At 71.2% G+C, this 17,209-nt stretch carries 16 protein-coding genes; 9 read left to right on the top strand and 7 right to left on the bottom strand.

Going from position 1 to position 17,209, the window contains the following annotated elements:
* Positions 1 to 703 precede the first annotated feature (703 nt).
* Positions 704 to 3,937, bottom strand: coding sequence for a S8 family serine peptidase (locus ACZ61C_RS40255; protein ID WP_465313197.1), 3,234 nt, complete (start codon positions 3,935 to 3,937; stop codon positions 704 to 706).
* A gap of 250 nt (positions 3,938 to 4,187) precedes the next feature.
* Between ACZ61C_RS40255 and ACZ61C_RS40250 the strand changes: the two genes are divergently transcribed.
* From ACZ61C_RS40250 to ACZ61C_RS40230, 5 genes are all read left to right on the top strand, one after another.
* Positions 4,188 to 4,802: a TetR/AcrR family transcriptional regulator gene (locus tag ACZ61C_RS40250; protein ID WP_465313196.1), complete on the top strand. Its 615-nt coding sequence runs from the start codon at positions 4,188 to 4,190 to the stop codon at positions 4,800 to 4,802.
* Positions 4,803 to 4,804: 2 nt separating this feature from the next.
* The gene (locus tag ACZ61C_RS40245; RefSeq protein ID WP_465313195.1) at positions 4,805 to 5,713 is read left to right on the top strand and encodes an ABC transporter ATP-binding protein; all 909 of its coding nucleotides are present in this window, start codon (positions 4,805 to 4,807) and stop codon (positions 5,711 to 5,713) included.
* Complete coding sequence (locus ACZ61C_RS40240) at positions 5,710 to 7,266, top strand: ABC transporter permease (RefSeq protein WP_465313194.1); 1,557 nt, start codon at positions 5,710 to 5,712, stop codon at positions 7,264 to 7,266. The genes ACZ61C_RS40245 and ACZ61C_RS40240 overlap by 4 nt, the downstream gene beginning before the upstream one ends.
* Positions 7,267 to 7,570: 304 nt before the next feature.
* Entirely contained in the window at positions 7,571 to 9,019 is a 1,449-nt protein-coding gene (locus ACZ61C_RS40235; RefSeq protein WP_465313193.1) for an amidohydrolase, read from the top strand.
* Between the two features lie 22 nt (positions 9,020 to 9,041).
* Positions 9,042 to 9,608: a TetR/AcrR family transcriptional regulator gene (locus ACZ61C_RS40230; protein ID WP_465313192.1), complete on the top strand. Its 567-nt coding sequence runs from the start codon at positions 9,042 to 9,044 to the stop codon at positions 9,606 to 9,608.
* On the opposite strand, the gene ACZ61C_RS40225 is transcribed toward ACZ61C_RS40230, so the two are convergent.
* On the bottom strand, positions 9,582 to 9,740 hold the full coding sequence (locus tag ACZ61C_RS40225) for a DUF397 domain-containing protein (RefSeq protein ID WP_465313191.1): 159 nt from the start codon (positions 9,738 to 9,740) through the stop codon (positions 9,582 to 9,584). The genes ACZ61C_RS40230 and ACZ61C_RS40225 overlap by 27 nt on opposite strands.
* Positions 9,741 to 9,751: 11 nt before the next feature.
* The gene (locus ACZ61C_RS40220) at positions 9,752 to 10,585 is read right to left on the bottom strand and encodes a helix-turn-helix domain-containing protein (RefSeq protein WP_465313190.1); all 834 of its coding nucleotides are present in this window, start codon (positions 10,583 to 10,585) and stop codon (positions 9,752 to 9,754) included.
* Between ACZ61C_RS40220 and ACZ61C_RS40215 the strand changes: the two genes are divergently transcribed.
* From ACZ61C_RS40215 to ACZ61C_RS40205, 3 genes are read left to right on the top strand one after another with little or no spacing between them, the layout of a single operon-like run.
* On the top strand, positions 10,584 to 10,859 hold the full coding sequence (locus ACZ61C_RS40215) for an HC3 family zinc finger protein (protein ID WP_465313189.1): 276 nt from the start codon (positions 10,584 to 10,586) through the stop codon (positions 10,857 to 10,859). The two genes, ACZ61C_RS40220 and ACZ61C_RS40215, sit on opposite strands and share 2 nt — an antisense overlap.
* Positions 10,853 to 11,269, top strand: coding sequence for a hypothetical protein (locus ACZ61C_RS40210; protein ID WP_465313188.1), 417 nt, complete (start codon positions 10,853 to 10,855; stop codon positions 11,267 to 11,269). The genes ACZ61C_RS40215 and ACZ61C_RS40210 overlap by 7 nt, the downstream gene beginning before the upstream one ends.
* 26 nt (positions 11,270 to 11,295) lie before the next feature.
* Positions 11,296 to 11,781: a DUF2127 domain-containing protein gene (locus ACZ61C_RS40205; protein ID WP_465313187.1), complete on the top strand. Its 486-nt coding sequence runs from the start codon at positions 11,296 to 11,298 to the stop codon at positions 11,779 to 11,781.
* On the opposite strand, the gene ACZ61C_RS40200 is transcribed toward ACZ61C_RS40205, so the two are convergent.
* The 4 genes from ACZ61C_RS40200 to ACZ61C_RS40185 form a co-directional block, all read right to left on the bottom strand.
* Positions 11,767 to 13,302 (bottom strand): ABC transporter substrate-binding protein, encoded by a 1,536-nt coding sequence (locus ACZ61C_RS40200; RefSeq protein WP_465313186.1) that lies wholly within the window; start codon positions 13,300 to 13,302, stop codon positions 11,767 to 11,769. The two genes, ACZ61C_RS40205 and ACZ61C_RS40200, sit on opposite strands and share 15 nt — an antisense overlap.
* 14 nt (positions 13,303 to 13,316) lie before the next feature.
* Positions 13,317 to 15,302: a hypothetical protein gene (locus ACZ61C_RS40195; protein WP_465313185.1), complete on the bottom strand. Its 1,986-nt coding sequence runs from the start codon at positions 15,300 to 15,302 to the stop codon at positions 13,317 to 13,319.
* Between the two features lie 115 nt (positions 15,303 to 15,417).
* On the bottom strand, positions 15,418 to 16,128 hold the full coding sequence (locus ACZ61C_RS40190) for a PP2C family protein-serine/threonine phosphatase (RefSeq protein WP_465313184.1): 711 nt from the start codon (positions 16,126 to 16,128) through the stop codon (positions 15,418 to 15,420).
* Between the two features lie 73 nt (positions 16,129 to 16,201).
* Positions 16,202 to 16,390: a hypothetical protein gene (locus ACZ61C_RS40185; RefSeq protein ID WP_465313183.1), complete on the bottom strand. Its 189-nt coding sequence runs from the start codon at positions 16,388 to 16,390 to the stop codon at positions 16,202 to 16,204.
* 374 nt (positions 16,391 to 16,764) lie between these two features.
* Here ACZ61C_RS40185 and ACZ61C_RS40180 point away from each other — a divergent pair, with 374 nt between their 5' ends.
* A complete protein-coding gene (locus ACZ61C_RS40180) occupies positions 16,765 to 17,193 on the top strand; it encodes a nuclear transport factor 2 family protein (protein ID WP_465313182.1) in 429 nt (142 codons plus the stop codon).
* Positions 17,194 to 17,209 lie beyond the last annotated feature (16 nt).

Genomic DNA, 17,209 nt, shown 5'->3' with positions numbered 1-17,209 from the left:
TCCCGACCATACGGACGGGAACCGAGCCCGGGCAACAGTTTTCCGGACATGCGCAAACTTGCGTCGGGAAGCGACCAGGAGAACGAAAGCCGCTCCGGGGCGGCTCCCGTTGAGCGGGACTGGCCGGCCTTGGGTGTTCGCACCGGCAGCCGATGCGGGCCCCGCCGGCGCGGGGCGCGGGCTTTCGCCGCAGCGGCGCACCGCCGGCCCTGGCAGGTAGGCGACTTGATGCCCCGGCTACGCGGGCGACCGCGACCGGCACGGCCCGACGGTGGCGAGGTTGGTCGACCACACCTCGCGCAGCCGGTCTCGATGCGGACGGCACGCGGCTGGGCCGGGCATCGATGGCCGGCAGCCGCCCCCGGTTCATGGATTCGACCGGTGGCGTCAGTCATGCCGGGCCTGGTCACCACAACTGCCCGAGAGCCGCGAAAACACGAAAGCCGCTCCGGGGCGGCTCCCGTTGAGCGGGACTGGCTTTGTTGCCCGGGTGGGGCTGCAGCCATCGCCGCAGCGCCGCTCGACGTTCGGTGTCAGAACGCGACCGTGGTCTCCCGGGTCTCGTTGGCCGGAATTTCGGAGCAGGCCAGGCCCCGGTGGTGGCAGGTTGGCAGACCACGACCGGCACTGGTCCCGGCCGGCAGCCACGAAAACACGAAAGCCGCCCCGGGGCGAACCCCGGGGCGGCTTCCGATGAGCGGGACTAGCTCACTGCGTTGACCTGCACCAGCGAGCTCCCGACGGTGACACCGGTGTCGGTCTGCACGGTCAGCTGACCGCGCAGGATCCGGCCGGCGGCCGGCGGGGCCTTGACCGTCACCGTGCCCGGGACGGTCCACGAGCTGCCCGACGCGTGCGCCGCGTTCGTGTCGGCCACGTCGACCGAACCGAACGCCGGGTTGGTGAACACGTCGAGGTAGTCGTACTGCGTGGTGCCCGCGGGCACCGCGTACCCGTCGACCAGCGCGACCCAGAAGCCCGCGGCCGGGTTGGCCACGGTCACCGACTCCTCGGAGTCACCGTCCGCGCTGACCGCCGCCTGCACGCAGGGGCCGCTCGTGCAGTTGTACAGCACCAGGTCCAGGTCGGCGCCGACGTCGGACGTCTTGCCGATCGTGGCCGTCAGCGACGTCGAACCCGGCGTCACCGCGATCTGGTACTGCTGCTGCGCGCCTTCGGCGATCGACGGCCGCGCGACCTTCGCGCTGCCGAGCGTGGCGCCGTTCAGCTTGCCGGTGAACGCGCCGAGCGTGTTCGTCACGGTGTACGAACGCGAGATCGGCGTGTTCAGCGTGGCCGAGGCGATGGTGTCCGGGTTCGGCGAGATCGCCGTGCCCAGCACCGAAGCCGACAGCTTGAACGCCGCATTGTCCACATCGGACGTCCGGCGCGCTTCGACGACGATCTCCCACACACCCGGCAGCGGGTTGGCGATGGTGCGGCTGGTCGGCGTGCCACCCGGGCAGCCGGCCCCGGCGTCCGGCAGGTAGCAGAACGTCGTCGACGTGCTGGCCTCGGCCGGGACCCCGGTCGGGTCGTAGCGCAGGAACCGCACCTGGCCCTTGCCCGGCGCGCCGGCGCCGGCGTCCAGGTCGACCTTCAGCGCGCTGGCGCCCTGGGGCACCCGCACGAAGTAGCTGGTCGCCTGGTTGCGGGCGATCTTGCCGGAGACGTCGACCTGGAAGCCCTTGGCCGCGGTGAACTCCTGCGGCGCGAAGACCGTGTTGAGGGTCTGCACGTCGATGCCCACGGTCAGCGGGTTGTCCAGGTACAGCAGGGACGAGTGGACGCCCGCGGTCTTCGGGTTCACCTTGACGTCGAACTTCACCGGCGTGTTCAGCGGCAGGACCACCGTGGCCGCCGAGGAGAACGTGCCGTCGTTGCCCGTCCACCGCGCGAAGTACGGCACCGGGCGCTCCGAGCCCGTGGTGCGCGTGATCGTGTACGTGCGGGTGTAGGCCGTGCCCGTGGTCACGCCTTCACGGTCGTGGATGCCCACGCCCGTGTTCGGCTTCGCGAGCAGCCCCGACAGCGCGGTGTGCACCTCGACCGACGTCGAGACGGCGTCCGGCTTCGGGTTGAGCGACAGCGCGACGAACGCGGCCGGGACGTTGAACAGGCCCGCGCCCTGGGCGTACGCGCCGATGCCCGGCACGAACCGCGCGGTCGACTTGATCGCCGAACGCAGCTGCGCGACCGGCGGCCGCTGGCCCTGGTGCGTCGCCTTGTACGCGCTCACCAGCAGTGCCGCCGCGCCGGTCGCCTGCGGCGACGCCATCGATGTGCCCTGCAGCATCGCGTAGCCGGCGGGCAGGCTGTACGTGCCGGCCACCGGGCCCCCCGCTTCCCAGCGCGGGGTGGTGGAGATCGCCGCGCCGGGCGCGATGATGTCCGGCTTGAAGCCGCCGTCCTCACGCGGGCCGCGCGAGGAGAACGGGTGCAGCGACTCGGCGTTCTGGGTCTTCGAGCCGTAGTTCGAGAGCCAGGTCTCCTTGGTGATGTACGAGCCGACCGAGATCGCGTCCGTGGCCACCGACGGGTCGCCGACGGTGTTCGCCCCGTAGCCGCTGTTGCCGGCCGAGATGAAGATCTGGACGTTGTACTCGGCGATCGTGCGGTTGTAGAGCTCCGCGCGGGCGTTGTTGCCGTCGTTGAGCGCGGGCAGACCGCCGATCGAGATGTTGATGACGTCGGCGCCGTGGCTGGCCGCGTAGACGACGCCGTCGATCAGGCCCGACGACGTGCAGGCGGTGCCGGTGAGGCAGACCTTGACCGCCAGGAGCTTCGCGCCCGGGGCCGCGCCGTCCATCTTGCCGCCGAAGAGGTCGTTGCCGGCGGCGATGCCCGCGACGTGCGAGCCGTGCTCGGCGCCGGCGATGCCGATGCCGACGAAGCCCGGCTTGTCGGTCTGGACGACGAAGGCCATCCGCTCGGCGACGTCGGTCGCCGGGTTGTCGGTGCCGAAGTAGCCGTAGTCGTACTTCTTGGCGTAGTCGGTCATCGGCTTCTCGTCGGTGAAGTCGCCGTTGCCGTTGAGGTCGACGCGGACCTCCTTGGTCACGGTGTCCTCGAGCACGCCCCAGGAGTCGGCGCGGTCGCCGTCGCGGTTGACGTCACCGCCGGTCTCGCTGTCCGCGGCGCCCAGGTCGCCCGCGGTTTCGCTGAACACGCCGAACGTGTACGGGCCGCCGGTGGCCGGGGCCGTCCAGCTCTTGCCGTTCGCGGTGAAGGCGCCGGTGTAGGTGGCGGTGGACTGGGCGACCCAGGTGCCGTCACCGGAGTTGGTGGCGTTGGCGTTGTACCAGTCGACGATCTTGCGCTCGCCGTGGCTGGTCTTCGCCAGCGCGGGGGAGTCGAGGTCGACGCCGGAGTCGAGGACGGCGACCGTGGTGTCCTTGCCGTCCCAGTTGGGCAGGACCTGGCCGAACTGCGCCGCGTAGGTGTCGCCGGTCGGGAGGTAGGGGTTCACGCGCGGGGTGTTCTTGCCGGGCGCGGGCTGCGGCGCCGGGTCCTGCGCGCCCTCGGGCTTCGGGTCGTCGCGGTAGACGAGGCCGTCGACGTCGACGGCGTTGACCGACTTGAGCTTCGCGGCCTTCTCGGCCTTGGCGGTGGGGACGCTGACCTTGACGTAGTCGAGCTTGGTGTCGGTGGACTGGACGACCCCGCCGAGCGCCTTGAGCTCGGTGACGGCCGCGCCGGTCTGGCCCTTCTCCGCCGCGATCAGCAGCGTGACGTCGGGCTTTCCGGCCTTCTCGGCCTCGGCGACGAGGGCGCGGTCGTGCTCGTCGAGGGTCTTGCCGTCGGTGGCGCCCGCCGTGGCCGGGGCCTGCTGGGCGGAGGCCACCGGGACGGCGATGCCGAGGACGGAGGCGCCGAGGGCGGTGGCGAGGACGGTGATCCCGGCCCGCCGTCTCCAGCGCGGTCTGTGCTGTGTCACTGAAACGACCCTTCGTGAAGAGATGCGTCCGACAAGTAGACGTCCGTGAAGTACACAACGTGAGATCTTCGTCAGCAATCAGACAGTTAGCCCATCAACCGCAATTGGTTGCGAGCCGAATGGCCTAACCGGATCACCAGTTAGGAGGCCACTCGAAGCGGAGCTTTCACGTGAAAGCTCCGCCTTGCTATACGTGCGTATAGGGGACTACATTGCTGTGTAGTCGGCTATCCGAACGTATAGGACGCTCATGAACACCGAAGACCTCACCGCGCGGGCCCGGATCCGCGACGCCGCCATCCGCCTGTTCACCGAACGCGGCATGGAGAAGACGTCGGTCCTGGACATCGCGAAGGAGGCCGGGGTGTCGGGCGGGCTCATCCGCCACCACTTCGGCTCCAAGGACGGCCTGCGCGAGGCCTGCGACGCCCACGTCTTCGACGAGCTGCTGAAGTTCAAGGAGGAGGCGCTGGAGAAGGGGCACGCGGACCCGGGTTTCGTCCCGACGTTCGACGCGCGCCAGCTCCTGTTCCGCCGCTACCTGGGCCGGGCGATGATCGACGGCTCCGAAGCCGCGGCCGCGCAGTTCGTCGACATCGTCGACGGCACCGAGCGCTACTTCCGCGAGCAGCACCTGGACATGCCCGACCCGCGCGGGGTCGCCGCCGCGCTCGCCGCGATGACCGGCGGGCTGATGATCCTGCAGGACCACGTCGCCCGCGCGCTCGGCGAGGAGCCGGGCACGCACGAGGCGATGCTGCGCATGTCGCTGGCCGCCGGGCACCTCTTCCTGAACCCGCTCGGCGACGCCGACGTCCTCGACAAGGCCCGCGAAGCGCTGGCCGCGTACCAACGAAAGGAATGACGATGGCTGAGGCGATCACCGCCGACGGCCTCACCAAGGCGTTCGGTCCCGCGAAGGCCCTCGACGGGCTCGACCTGACCGTCCACACCGGCGAGGTGCACGGGTTCCTCGGACCCAACGGCGCCGGCAAGACCACCACGATCCGCGTCCTGCTGGGGCTGATGCGGGCAGACGGCGGCCGCGCCACCCTGCTCGGCGGCGACCCGTGGACCGACGCGACCGAGCTGCACCGGCGGCTCGCGTACGTGCCGGGCGACGTCACGCTCTGGCCCAACCTCACCGGCGGCGAGGTCATCGACCTGCTCGGCCGGCTGCGCGGCGGCCTCGACAGGACGCGCCGCGCGGAGCTCGTCGAGCGCTTCGACCTCGACCCGCGCAAGAAGGGCCGGACGTACTCCAAGGGCAACCGGCAGAAGGTCGCGCTGGTCGCAGCGCTGGCGTCCGATGTGGAGCTGCTGGTGCTCGACGAGCCGACGTCCGGCCTCGACCCGCTGATGGAAGAGGTGTTCCGGCAGGTCGTCGCGGAGGAGCGGGAACGCGGTGACCGGACCGTGCTGCTGTCCTCGCACATCCTTTCCGAGGTCGAGGCGCTGTGCGACCGCGTCACGATCATCCGGGCCGGCCGCACCGTCGAGTCGGGGACCCTGGACGAGCTGCGCCACCTCGGCCGGATCACCATCGACGCGTCGCTCGCGCGGGTGCCGGCGGACCTGGCGTCGCTGCCGGGGGTGCACGACCTGAGCACGTACGGCTCGCACGTTCACCTGTCCGTGGACCAGACGGCGTTGGACGACCTGATGCGGCACCTCGCCGAAGCCGGTCTGCGCAACCTCGTGAGCCGGCCGCCGACGCTCGAGGAGCTGTTCCTGCGGCACTACCGCCAGGACGCGCCGGTCGGAGCGGCGCGATGACCGGGACCTGGGCGCTGCTGCGGCTGGTGCTGCGCCGCGACCGGCTGCTGATGCCGCTGTGGGTCGTCTGCCTCGCGGTCGCGCCGCTGGGGTACCTGTCGTCGATCAAGGCGGCCTACCCGGATGCGGCGGCACGGCAGCACTTCTACGACCTGAACGCGTCGAGCGCGACGTTCGTCGTGCGCAACGGCCCGCTGTACGGCTCGTCGGTGGGCAACCTGCTGGCCTGGCAGTGCGGGTTCGTGCCGGTCGTCGTCGGGCTGATCGCGCTGCTGACGGTCGTGCGGAACACCCGCGCCGAGGAGGAGGCGGGCCGCCGCGAGCTCACCGGCGCCACCGTCGTCGGGCGGCACGCCGGGCTGGCGGCGGCGGTGCTGTTCGCTTGCGGGGCGTGCCTGGTTTACGGCCTGCTGGTCGGGCTCGGCGTCGCCGCCCAGGGCGAGCCGGCGGCGGGTGCGTTCGCGCTCGGGCTCGGGTTTTCCTTGGTGGGCTGGGTGTTCGCCGGGGTCGGCGCGATCGCGGCGCAGCTGACGTGGGGCGCGAGCGGGGCGCGCGGGATCGGGATCGGCGCGCTGGTGCTGGCGTTCCTGCTGCGCGCGGCGGGGGACAGCAGCGCGTCGGCCGGCCGGCTCGCGTGGCTGTCGCCGATCGGCTGGGCGCACCGGCTGCGGCCGTTCGCGGGGGAGCAGTGGTGGGTCCTGGTGTTGGCTCTGGCCTTCACCGGCGTGCTGGTGGTGCTGGCGGTGGCGTTGTCCGCGCGCCGGGACCTCGGCGCGGCGCTGCTCCCGGCACGGCTGGGGCGGGCGACGGCGAAGGCGTCACTGCGGTCGCCGCTGGCGCTCGCTTGGCGGCTGCAGCGGGGAACGCTGCTGGTCTGGACCGTCTGCCTGGCGCTGGTCGGCCTGCTGATGGGCGGCGTGGCGCAGAACGTCTCGGACCTGCTGCGGGACAACAAGGCCGTCGGGGACGTGTTCGCGCGGCTCGGCGGAGGCGGCGCGGTGGTGGACGCGTACCTGGCCGGGACGATGACGTTGTACGGCCTCGCGGTGGCGGGCTACGCCATCCAGGCGACGCTGAAGCTGCGCGCGGAAGAGGCGGCGGGCCGGGCGGAACCGCTGCTGGCGACGGCGGTCGGCCGGCTCGGCTGGGCGGCGTCACACCTGGTGATCATGGTGCTGGGCTCAGCGTTCGTGCTGGCGGTGACGGGCCTGACGACCGGATTGGCCTACGGCGCTTCGCTGGTTCCACCGGCACTGGCCCAGCTCCCGGCGGTGTGGGTGCTGGCCGGGCTGGCGGCGTTGCTGACCGGAGTCTTCCCGCGTTGCGCGACGGCGGCGTGGGGGCTGCTGGGCGCGTTCCTGCTGCTGTCACTGGTGGGTTCGGCATTGCAGTGGAACGACGTGCTGCTGGGGATCTCCCCATTCCAGCACCTGGCCCGCCTGCCGGGCGGGACGTTCTCGCTGACGCCGGTGCTCTGGCTGGCGGCGATCGCCCTGGTGGCGGGAGCGGGCGGCCTGACGGCGTTGCGCAGGCGTGACATCCCGGTGGGCTGAAAGCGAAAGGCGACCACACCGGGGGTCCAGGGGGCTTGCCCCCTGGCGGGGGTCTGGGGGTTCGACCCCCAGGAAACACGGCGAGCGAGGTGGTGCGCGCTTTTTGCGCACACACCTCGCCCACTCGCTCGCGGCAACCGAGGGAGTCGAACCCTGCGCGGCTTATGAGGGCGGCGCCCATGGACCGGCCCTGACCCTTCGGCGGGCGACGGCTGCCATCTCGTACAACGGTAGCTAATACCCATCTCATTCCCATCTCACTCCGTGCTTCACCCGGACGGGTCCGGCTGGCAGGGTGGTCGGCATGGATGATCTACTGCTGCGCCGTGTGCGGCCGGGACTTCGTGGCGAGCTCGCGGACGTCCGGGTGAACGACGGCCGGGTCACGGCGATCACTGAGCCGGGGTCCGGGGCCTTCGCGGCGCGAGTGGTGGACGGGCACGGCGGCACGCTGCTGCCGGGGCTGGTCGACGCGCACGTCCACGTCGTGCAGTGGGCGACGTCCCGGCGCCGGATCCCGCTGGACGCGGCGCGGTCGGCGACGGAGGCGGTCGAGCTGCTGCTGGCCCACCTGCTGGCGACGCCGGCGCCGCAGACGGAACTGGTCGTGGGCGCGGGTTTCCGCGACGGGCTCTGGCCGGACAAGCCGCACAAGGAGCTGCTGCAGCGGGCGCTGCCGGGGCGCGCGGTCGCGTTGTCCAGCGCGGACCTGCACACGCTGTGGCTGAGCCCGGCCGCCCTGAAGCTGATCGGCTGTGAGCACCCGACGGGAGTGCTGCTGGAGAACGACTGCATGAGCGCGACGGCCCAGCTCCCGACGGCCGCGGTCGACGTCCAGGACGAGTGGGTGGCGGAAGCCGTGTCCGCGGCGGCCGCGCGGGGCGTGACGGAGATCGTCGACTACGAATACGCGGACACGGTCGCGGACTGGACCCGGCGGGGCGCGCCCGCGGCCCGGATCTCGTGCGTGATCGCCCGGCACCTGCTGGACCAGACGATCGAGCGCGGCCACCGCACCGGAGACGTCCTGCCGGGTTCGGGCGGGCTGCTGACGGTCGGGCCGTTCAAGCTCTTCGTGGACGGTTCGCTGAACACCCGGACGGCTTACTGCCACGACCCTTATCCGGGTTCGGACTCGCCGGGGTTGCTGGAGCTGCCGCCGGCCGAGCTGGTTCCGTTGCTGGAGCGGGCTTCCGCGCACGGCTTGGTCCCGGCGGTGCACGCGATCGGCGACCAGGCGAACACGATCGCGCTGGACGCGTTCGAGCGGGTCGGCTGTCCGGGCCGGATCGAGCACGCGCAGCTGCTTTCGCCGGCCGATGTCTCGCGGTTCGCGGCGTTGGGCGTGATCGCGGCGGTCCAGCCGGCGCACCAGCCGGACGACCGTGACGTCGCGGAAAGGTATTGGCACGGAAGGACTTCGCGGGCTTTCCCGTACCGGTCGCTGCTGGAGTCGGGGGCCCGGCTGGAGTTCGGGTCGGACGCCCCGGTGGCGCCGCTGGACCCGTGGGACGGGATCGCGTCGGCGATCTCCCGGACCGACGACGACCGGCCGGCTTGGCACCCGGAACAGGCGTTGTCGCTGGCGGACGCGCTGGCGGCGTCTTCGGGCGGACGCCGGGGCGTCGCGGTGGGGGACGTCGCGGACCTGATGGTGACGGCGGCCGACCCGTCGGTGCTCTCGCCGGCCGACCTGAGGGCGCTCCCGGTGACGGCGACGGTCCTGGCCGGACACGTCACGCACCTCGTCTAACCCCGGCCACTACGATCCCCGGATGCCGGACGTCCGCCAGCGCATCCTCGAAACCGCCACGCGGCTGTTCGACCGGCACGGGGTGCACGCCGTCGGGATGCAGCGGATCATCGACGAGTGCGGGTGCGGCAAGAACCTGCTCTACGGCCAGTTCGCGGGCAAGGACGACCTGGTCGTCGCGTACCTGGCGCACCACAGCGGTGACTGGGACGCACTGGTCGCCGAGAGCCGGGGCGGTCCGGAACCACGCTTGGTGGCGCTGGTGCGCGGGGTGGGGGTGCGGGCCATCGAGCCCGGCGCGCGCGGTTGCCCGCTTCGCATCGCCTTGACGGAGTTCCCGGACCGCGCGCACCCGGTCCACCGCGCGGCGATCGACCACTTCCGGCGAGTGCGGACGCAGCTGCGCGAGCTGGCGGCCGAGACGACGGCGCGCGAGCCCGGGCGGCTGGCCGACCGGATCATGGTGATCATCGACGGCCTGTACGCGAACGGCCCGACCCTCGGCGCGGAAGCCGCGGAGACGGCGGTCGCGTTGGCCGCGGACGTGGTGCGGGCCGAGGTGTCAGCGAAGGGTGCGGAGGGCTGCTGACCAGGCCTGACGGGACACGGTGAGCTGACCGGACGCGGGGGCTTTGCTGTCCCGCACCCCGACGGTGCGCTCGATCGCCACCTCGACACAGTCGCCTTCATTACCGCTGTGCGAGGACTTGCGCCACGTCATGAGGCCTCCGGCTATCGGGTCGCCTCCGCGATCAGGGCGCGGGAGGCTTCTTCGCTAAGGGCATTGCCGGACACCATCTTAGCGAGCTTGCGATAGGCCGTGATGTGTTCTCGCTCGGAGAGGAAGGCGCTCCCGCTGTAGTTTTCGAGGAATGCGACCGGTGGCAGATCCTCGTAGTCGTAGATCAGGAAGCTGCCCAGCAGCCCCGGGTGGTAGCCCTGCCCCGCGCGCAGGATCCGCAGCGAAACGTTCGGCAACCGGGATATCGCCAGCAGGTGGTCGAACTGGTCGGACATGGTGTCCTCGTCACCGACCGGCTCGCGGAACGCGGTCTCGTAGACCACGGCGTTCAGCCGGACCGGGTCGGGCCGGGTGAGGATCTTCTGCCGGTCGAGCCGCACTTTGAGGCGGGCGTCGGCCTGCTCGACCGTAATGTTCGAATTGCTCAGCAGCGCCCGCGCGTAATCGGCGGTCTGAAGCAGTCCGGGAATGATGCCCAGCGCCCAATTGGTGACCGAAGTCGCCGATCGCTCACATTCGAGCAGGCCGCTCAGCGGCGCCGGAATCTCGGGTGATCCCGTGGTGATCCAGTCGGGCTCGCGGGCGCTCTGTGCCAATTCCAGCAGGTGCTTCTGCTGCTCACCGTTGATCTTGAAGAAGCCGAGGATGAGCGCCACCGCCGAGACCGGCGGCACCCGCAACCCCTTCTCCCACAACGACAGCAGCTGCGGCGTGAAGCCGAGGATCGTCGCCAGCTTGCGCAGTCCCATCCCTCGCGACTCGCGGATCTCGCGGAGACCGGCGGCCAGTGTCCGCGCGCGAGGTGTGGAAGAAGTCGGTTTCATGCGACCGATCCTACAAAGCGTTGTCCATCACCCACTCAGCGTGTTGGTGTCCACCGGACAGGACGGATTCACTGGAGTCATGTTGAGGTGGCAGCAAGCGGAGGGAAAGCGCCACGCGCTCGACGGCGCATTCCCTCCGCGTCCGGAAGAAACGTTCGTGACTTTGTGCGGGGAAGAGGTGACCGTCGCGGTGTGCGACGTTCCGCAGCTCGGCGGGAACTGGTTCGACCCGACCTGCACCGGCTGCCGGGACGCGTGGCTGGCCCGGTGCTGACCGACGCCGGCCGGGACCACCGGCTGCTCGACCGCATCCGCGACCTCCACGCGTCGCTCGCGCTCGACCTGGCCTGGCTCGCCCGCACGCTCGACGAGGAAGCGCCGCGGCCGGACATCCTCCGTGACCTGGGGGAGCGCCTCGCCGACCTGGGCACGGACCTCGTCGGCCGCGCCGACGAGCTGGACGCCCGGGTCCGGGCCACCCTGCCGGACCACGGGTGGCTCCCCGAAGCGGGCGCACGGCGGCGAGCGCTGGCCGTCGCCCACCAGGTCGGCCCGCACCCCCTCCGGTGCGGGCCGATCTTCCTGGCCGTCTGCGGCGCCGCGTGCTTCCCCTTCTACGGCACGGACCCGACGGGCCGGACGACTCGCCACGAACGGTGCGAAAGGTGCCTCCAGGTGCGCTGACCTGGCGTTTGTGCTGAGCTGGAGGCATGACCGAGGCGAAGACGACGGCGACCGAGCGCTTCTTCCGGATCGCGATCGCGATCAAGGGGCTCGACGGGGCCCTGCAGGTGGTCGGGGCGCTGATCCTGGCGTTCATCCCCGCGTCGGCCGTCAGCGGGTTCACCCACGCCGTCATCACGCGCGACCTGCTCGGCGACCCGTCCGGCACCCTCGCCCGCCACCTCGAGTCGGCCACCGAGAACTTCCTCCACGGCGATACGAAGACCTTCGCCGTCGCGTATCTGCTCGCCCATGGCCTGATCAAGCTCGGGCTGGTCTGGGCGCTGGCGCGCAAGATCGTCCGGGCCTACCCGGTCGCGGCGATCATCCTCGCCGCGTTTGTCGTCTACGAGGTGATCCGGGCGATCCACACCCATTCGATCGCGTTGCCGTTCTTCGCCGCCCTCGACGTCGTCATCATCGTGCTCGTGCTGCGCGAATACCGGCAGCTGAAGCGGTCACGAAGTGCATGACGGCGACGTGTCGAGTGGCCGGCCCTGCGACCACACGAGGTCGACGAGGTTCGCCGCACCGTCGGCCCCGATGCTCAGGATCGGCAGCACCTTGTCGATCTGGTTGCCGCTGTCCTGCCGGAACGCGATGAAGCCGGTGGCGCCCGGCACGGCGGAGGTGCAGTTGATCTGCGAGACGAAGTTCGCCACCGACTGCGAGTTCGACGACGGGTCGTTGTCGGCCGCGCTGAGCGCCGTCGCGACGGCGTCGTGCTCGATCATCGCCGCGCCGTCGGAGAGGCCGCCGGCCTCGAACGCGTGCGTGCCCGCGAAACTGTTGAGGAAGTCCGCGTAGTTCTGCCGGTAGGCCAGCGCGGCGTCGTTGCCGGTGAACTTCGTCCACTGGTCCGGGTAGGCCAGCGCGGTGTACATCGGCGTCACGGCGATGTCCCCGGTCAGCGGGAGCTTCGTGCCGACGAGCGTCGCCGCGTCGTCACCGGAGATGACCTTGACCGAGCGGAGCTGCTCGCACGCACCGCTGTTGGACAGCGCGTAGATGAACGACCGCAGGTCGACGCCGCGGCCGGCGAAGTAGATGACGTCCGGCTGGGTGTTGCAGATCTCGGAGTGCATGCGGCGGAACAGTTTCTGGAAGTAGTCGTCGCGGTTCGTGCCGGTGAGCTGCCCCGGGTAGGTGTACCGCTGCGAGGCCTTGATCGGCACCGACTGCTGCTCGGTGAACGCCTTGCTCAGCGTGCCCGCGTACGTGTCGGCTTCGTTGCCGTCGGCGATGAGCATCGCGCTGCGCTTCGGGAGCGTCGCGATGTAGTTGACCGCGGCGTGCGCTTCGTCGCTGTTGGTCGGGCCGACGCGGAAGAAGTTCTTGATGCGCTTGCCGTCGGCGTCGACGTTCAGGTCGTCGGCGGTGACCGTCGCACCGATCGTGACGATGCCGTTGCGCGACAGCTCCGCGATCGCGTCGCGCGTGCTCTGCAGGCTGATGCCGACACCGGTGACGGCGGCGATGCGCAGCGGCTCGGCGTTCGCGACGATCTGGTCGACCGCCGCGCGCCAGTGCTCGGCGTTGCTGCCGAAGTTCGCCAGGAGCAGCTTGACGCCGGTGCTGTCCGGACGCGGCCACGCGGCGGCGATCGCGCCCTGGACCTCGTGGCGGATGAAGTCGATCGGCGTGCTGTCGACGTCCGGGTCCGGGGTCAGGTTCTCCAGCACCACCACGGTTTTGTAGGTCGCGCCCGCCTGGGCGTTCCGGGCGGCGATCACCGCTTCGAGCTCGGCGAGGGGATCGTCGTCGCGCAGCGGCCCGGAGTCGAGGGAGAGACCGACGCAGACGTCGTTCTCCTCGGTCAGCCCGGCGCCGCACTGCTGCCAGGGCTGCTGCCAGACGAGGACCACGCCGACCAGGAGCACCACGACGGCGGTGACGGCGATCCAGTGCCGGTGGAGCACGCTGCGCGGCCGGACGGGCGGCTCGGCGGCGCGGGTCCGCGGGGTGAAGCGGTCGAGCAGGGCGGTGCGGGGCATCGGCGTTCCGTCCGTCAGGGCCAGAGGCCGTCGAAGGCGAGCTTGGCGGTGTCTTCGAGGGCCTGGGTGTCCGAGCGCTGCGAGATCGACGACAGGTTGGTCAGCGCGGTGCGGATGCTCTTGTTCTGGTCCGGGCCGCGCACGGCGAACGGGTTCGCGCTGAGCCAGCTCGCGGCGACCAGCCGGGCGAGGTTGTTGCGGATTTCCGTGCGGTCGTCGGGGTTTCGCTCGATGTCGGCGTCGACGAGCTTGCCGAAGAGCCGTTCGTAGTTCTCGTCGAGCGGCTGGGCGTCCGGGGCGTGGACGACGACCGTGAGCCGGTCTATCCACTCCTGGTGCGGGAGTTTCGGGAAGTCCCGTTCGAACAGGTCGACCACGGCGGGGAAGTCGCCGAGGGCGAGCAGGCAGTAGGCGAGCCGGACGTCGTCGGCCTCCGGGGCGCCGCGCAGCGCGGAGAACTGGGCCGCGTAGGTCGGGCCGCCGTCGCCGTTGCGCCGGGCCAGCGCGGACACCAGGTTGCCGGCGAGCCAGGGGTGCAGCGTGACGTGGTCGGGCGTGCCGCCGCCGTGGCCCGGCGCGTTCACCCACAACGACGCGCGCAGCTCGGTGAGGATCGGGCCGACGTGCGGCTGGCCGACCAGCCCGTGTTCGGGCAGCGGGACCAGCCACGGCGCGGTGGCGAACGGCGCGGCCGTCACCAGCGCCTCGGTGTCCACACTGGACAGTCGGAGGTCGGTGAGCCAGCGGCGCCACGGGTCGGGGCCGGACGTGCCGAGCACGTCGCGGGCGCCGGGGCGGACCGAGGTGTCGCGCAGGGCCGCCGCGAGCTGCTTCGCCGCCTTCGGCAGGCCGCCGCTGGCCCGGTGGACGAACTCGGCCGTCGTGCGGGGGACGGCCTTGCCCAGCAGCGCCGCGACTTCGTGGACGGTCAGGGGCTCGAGCAGCACGGGGTAGTAGGCGGGCGGGCGCGCGCCGTCCGGGTGCTCGGCCCAGTCGTCGTAGGAGGCGTCGCGGCAGCTCGGCACGACCCGGGCCGCCGTCCCGCCCGGCTGCCAGGGCGGCCGCCAGGCGCGGGCCAGCTCCCGCTCCCACTCGCCGTCCCACTTCCCGCTCGTCGCCACGACCAGCAACGGATCGCCGGTGCCGCGGTCGCCGTGCTTGCGGCGGTAGGCCTCGCGGGCCGCCGTCAGCGCCTTGAGGAACGCGAGCCCGCCCGGGTGGTCGACGTCGTCGAGCAGCACCACCCAGTTGTGCACGTGGGACACCTTCTCCGGGTTGACGCAGTCGCACGGGCTGCGCCGCTCCGGGACGGACATCCGGCGGTGGTTCTCGCGGACGTCGGCGAGGAACGCCTCGGTCAGCCACGCGGTGACCCCGTCGGGGTCGGGCTCGGGCCCGCGCGCGAGCCGGTTGAGGTCGACCAGCGCGTCGAGGGCGTCCCCGGTGGTGAACCGGTCGAACTCGGTCAGCGAGCGCAGGATGTGGCCCAGCCGCGGGCGGAGGGTCTGCAGCAGCCCCGGGACCTCGTCGGCGAACGCGGCGCCGAAGGGGGCCGGCACGGCGGTCTTCGCGAAGATGCGCAGCCAGGGATCGAAGCGGCCGGACCAGCGGTTGCGCTTGAACTTCCGGAGTTCGTCTTCCAGCTTCATGCGGTCCCGGCCGCGGTCGCTGGTGCCGAGCTCCGTGTTGACGGCGATCAGGGCGACGGCCAGGCGCAGGAACCGCGGCCGCGCGCGGTGGCGCCACTTCCGGGAGAGGTCGTAGGCGAGCCGGATCAGCACGTCGACCGGGGTGGGCTCGTCACCGGCGAAGTCGAACCGGGCGTGCACGACACCCCAGCCCAGGTGGCCGGTGATCTCGGACAGCGCGTGCGACTTGCCGGCGCCGACCGGGCCGAGCAGCAGGACCACGGGCTGGGGGCGCGGCGGTTTGCCGGTGACGCCGTTCCAGAGCAGGCGGCGGGTCAGCAGAACGGAACCGGAATGATCCGCTTCGACCATCAGTGTGTACTCCCCCAGTGAACCACGACCACGTCGGGTTACCAGGTTAAACACTCCGTGAGCACTCGGCTACGGGTTCCCCCCGTTTGGCCGACTTTTGTCCATGATTTCCGGCTCACGCGGCGACGGGAAATCGCACCGTCGTGCTGTCGGCCTCCAGGGGTTCGACGTAGAGGGCGGTCGCGTTGTCCGAGCCGCCCCGGGCGAGCGCGGCGCCGACGAGCTCGGCCGCGCCGGCGCCCGGATCGGCCAGCACAGCACGGATCCCGCTGCCGGTGAGCGGCTTGTGGACACCGTCGCTGGTCAGCAGCAGGCCCGCACCCGACGTCTCCGCCGTGCCGATCTCCGCCGGCTTGGTGGTGCGGACGCTGGTGGTGACGACGTGTTCCATCCGCGGGGTCACCGGCTGGTGGCGGGCGCGGAAGTACTCGGCGAGCGTGTGGTCGGTGGTCAGGCGGGTCAGCGTGGCGCCGTCCCAGGTGTACGCGCGGGCGTCGCCGACCCAGGCGATGCGGTACCCGCCGTGGTCGGCCGGCATGGCGACGACGAGCACGGCGTCCCCGAGCGTCTGCTCGCGCACCGCCCGCTGCGCCGCGAGCACCGCTTCGACGGGTCCTTTGTGGACCGGCGTCCGGGCGGCGGCCGCGGCGGCGGTCCGAGCCGCCCGGGCGGCGGCGGGCTCGTCCCCGACCCCGTCGGCGAGGGCGAAGACGATGCCCGGCCCACCGGCCGCGGCGTACGCCCCGACGGCGTCGGCGTTGAGCTCACGGGGCCCCTGGGCGCTCGCGGTGTGCCAGCGCGGGTACTCCGGTCGTGTCGTGATCATCGCGGCCTCCTCGTCCCCTCTGCCCTCGATGATCCGCTCGTTACCTGTGGGCCGTCTGAGACTTTCCTGTGCGTCAGTGCATGCCTTCCGGATAGGGCGAGGACCAGAAGTCGTGGTCCGGCTTCGCGATCGACTGCAGCGCCCAGGCGAACCCGAGCACCGGGTCGAGCCGAGCCCACCGACGGCGGTCGATGTCGAGCAGCATGTGCGCCCGCTGGACGGCGTGCCAGAAGTGGTAGCTGCTCGGCGGGTCGCCGTCCATGGTGTGCACCTCGGACTCGACGTCCGCCCGCCGCGGGTCGAAGAGAATGCCCTGCCCGAAGGCGGCGAAGGCACTTACCGAGCTGGAGTTTCGAGATCGTCTTGAGCGGCGCTTCGACGGGCTTGAGGAACTCGACGTAGTTGGTCGGGTAGCCGGGTTCCTGGCTGAGTTTCAGTCATTCCGCGTAGATGCCATCTCGTTGGCGCGGCGGTCGCCGAGCATGCCGGGCACGGGCGGCAGGCCGATGTCGGCTGTCTTTGTTTCGGCGGTTGCGGTGCCGTCCAGCACGAGGGACCCGGCCACGGTGGCCTGGCCGGCGGCCCCCTGCCGCCGTTCACCGCCAAGGTACCGAAAATCCCGGTAAGATCGTTTCCGTGGACGATCACCGGGCGATTTCCGACCTGATCGCGTCGTACGCGTTCCTGGTCGACGCGGGGGACTTCGCGGGAGTGGGGGCCTTGTTCGCGTCGGGGACGTTCGTGGGAAGCGGCGGCGCGTTTCGCGGCGCGGCGGAGGTTTCGGCGATGCTGCGGGATTCGGTGATCTTGTACGAGGACGGGACGCCGCGAACCAAGCACGTGACGACGAATGTGGTTGTTTCGGTGAGCGGGACGTCGGCTTCCGCGCGGGCTTATGTGACTGTGTTGCAGGCGGTGCCGGGGTTGGTTTTGCAGCCGATCGCCGCGGGGTCGTATGCGGACTCGTTCAGCTTTGTGGACGGGGTGTGGGCGTTCGCGGAGCGCCTGGTGAAGATCGACCTGCTCGGCGATGTCAGCCATCACCTGCGTGCCAAAGGGCCGTGAGCGTTTCCGCCCACGG

Source organism: Amycolatopsis sp. NPDC104587, from assembly GCF_055583645.1.
This window is presented reverse-complemented; position numbering and strand designations above follow the sequence as displayed.

Bases quoted from the DNA above. Each gene is read 5' to 3' on its own strand.
- ACZ61C_RS40195 (WP_465313185.1), bottom strand. From the start codon at position 15,302: ATGGTCGAAGCGGATCATTCCGGTTCCGTTCTGCTGACCCGCCGCCTG.
- ACZ61C_RS40200 (WP_465313186.1), bottom strand. From the start codon at position 13,302: ATGCCCCGCACCGCCCTGCTCGACCGCTTCACCCCGCGGACCCGCGCC.
- ACZ61C_RS40225 (WP_465313191.1), bottom strand. From the start codon at position 9,740: ATGACGTGGCGCAAGTCCTCGCACAGCGGTAATGAAGGCGACTGTGTC.
- ACZ61C_RS40235 (WP_465313193.1), top strand. From the start codon at position 7,571: ATGGATGATCTACTGCTGCGCCGTGTGCGGCCGGGACTTCGTGGCGAG.
- ACZ61C_RS40215 (WP_465313189.1), top strand. From the start codon at position 10,584: ATGCGACCGATCCTACAAAGCGTTGTCCATCACCCACTCAGCGTGTTG.
- ACZ61C_RS40190 (WP_465313184.1), bottom strand. From the start codon at position 16,128: ATGATCACGACACGACCGGAGTACCCGCGCTGGCACACCGCGAGCGCC.
- ACZ61C_RS40185 (WP_465313183.1), bottom strand. From the start codon at position 16,390: ATGGACGGCGACCCGCCGAGCAGCTACCACTTCTGGCACGCCGTCCAG.
- ACZ61C_RS40230 (WP_465313192.1), top strand. From the start codon at position 9,042: ATGCCGGACGTCCGCCAGCGCATCCTCGAAACCGCCACGCGGCTGTTC.
- ACZ61C_RS40250 (WP_465313196.1), top strand. From the start codon at position 4,188: ATGAACACCGAAGACCTCACCGCGCGGGCCCGGATCCGCGACGCCGCC.
- ACZ61C_RS40240 (WP_465313194.1), top strand. From the start codon at position 5,710: ATGACCGGGACCTGGGCGCTGCTGCGGCTGGTGCTGCGCCGCGACCGG.
- ACZ61C_RS40220 (WP_465313190.1), bottom strand. From the start codon at position 10,585: ATGAAACCGACTTCTTCCACACCTCGCGCGCGGACACTGGCCGCCGGT.
- ACZ61C_RS40205 (WP_465313187.1), top strand. From the start codon at position 11,296: ATGACCGAGGCGAAGACGACGGCGACCGAGCGCTTCTTCCGGATCGCG.
- ACZ61C_RS40245 (WP_465313195.1), top strand. From the start codon at position 4,805: ATGGCTGAGGCGATCACCGCCGACGGCCTCACCAAGGCGTTCGGTCCC.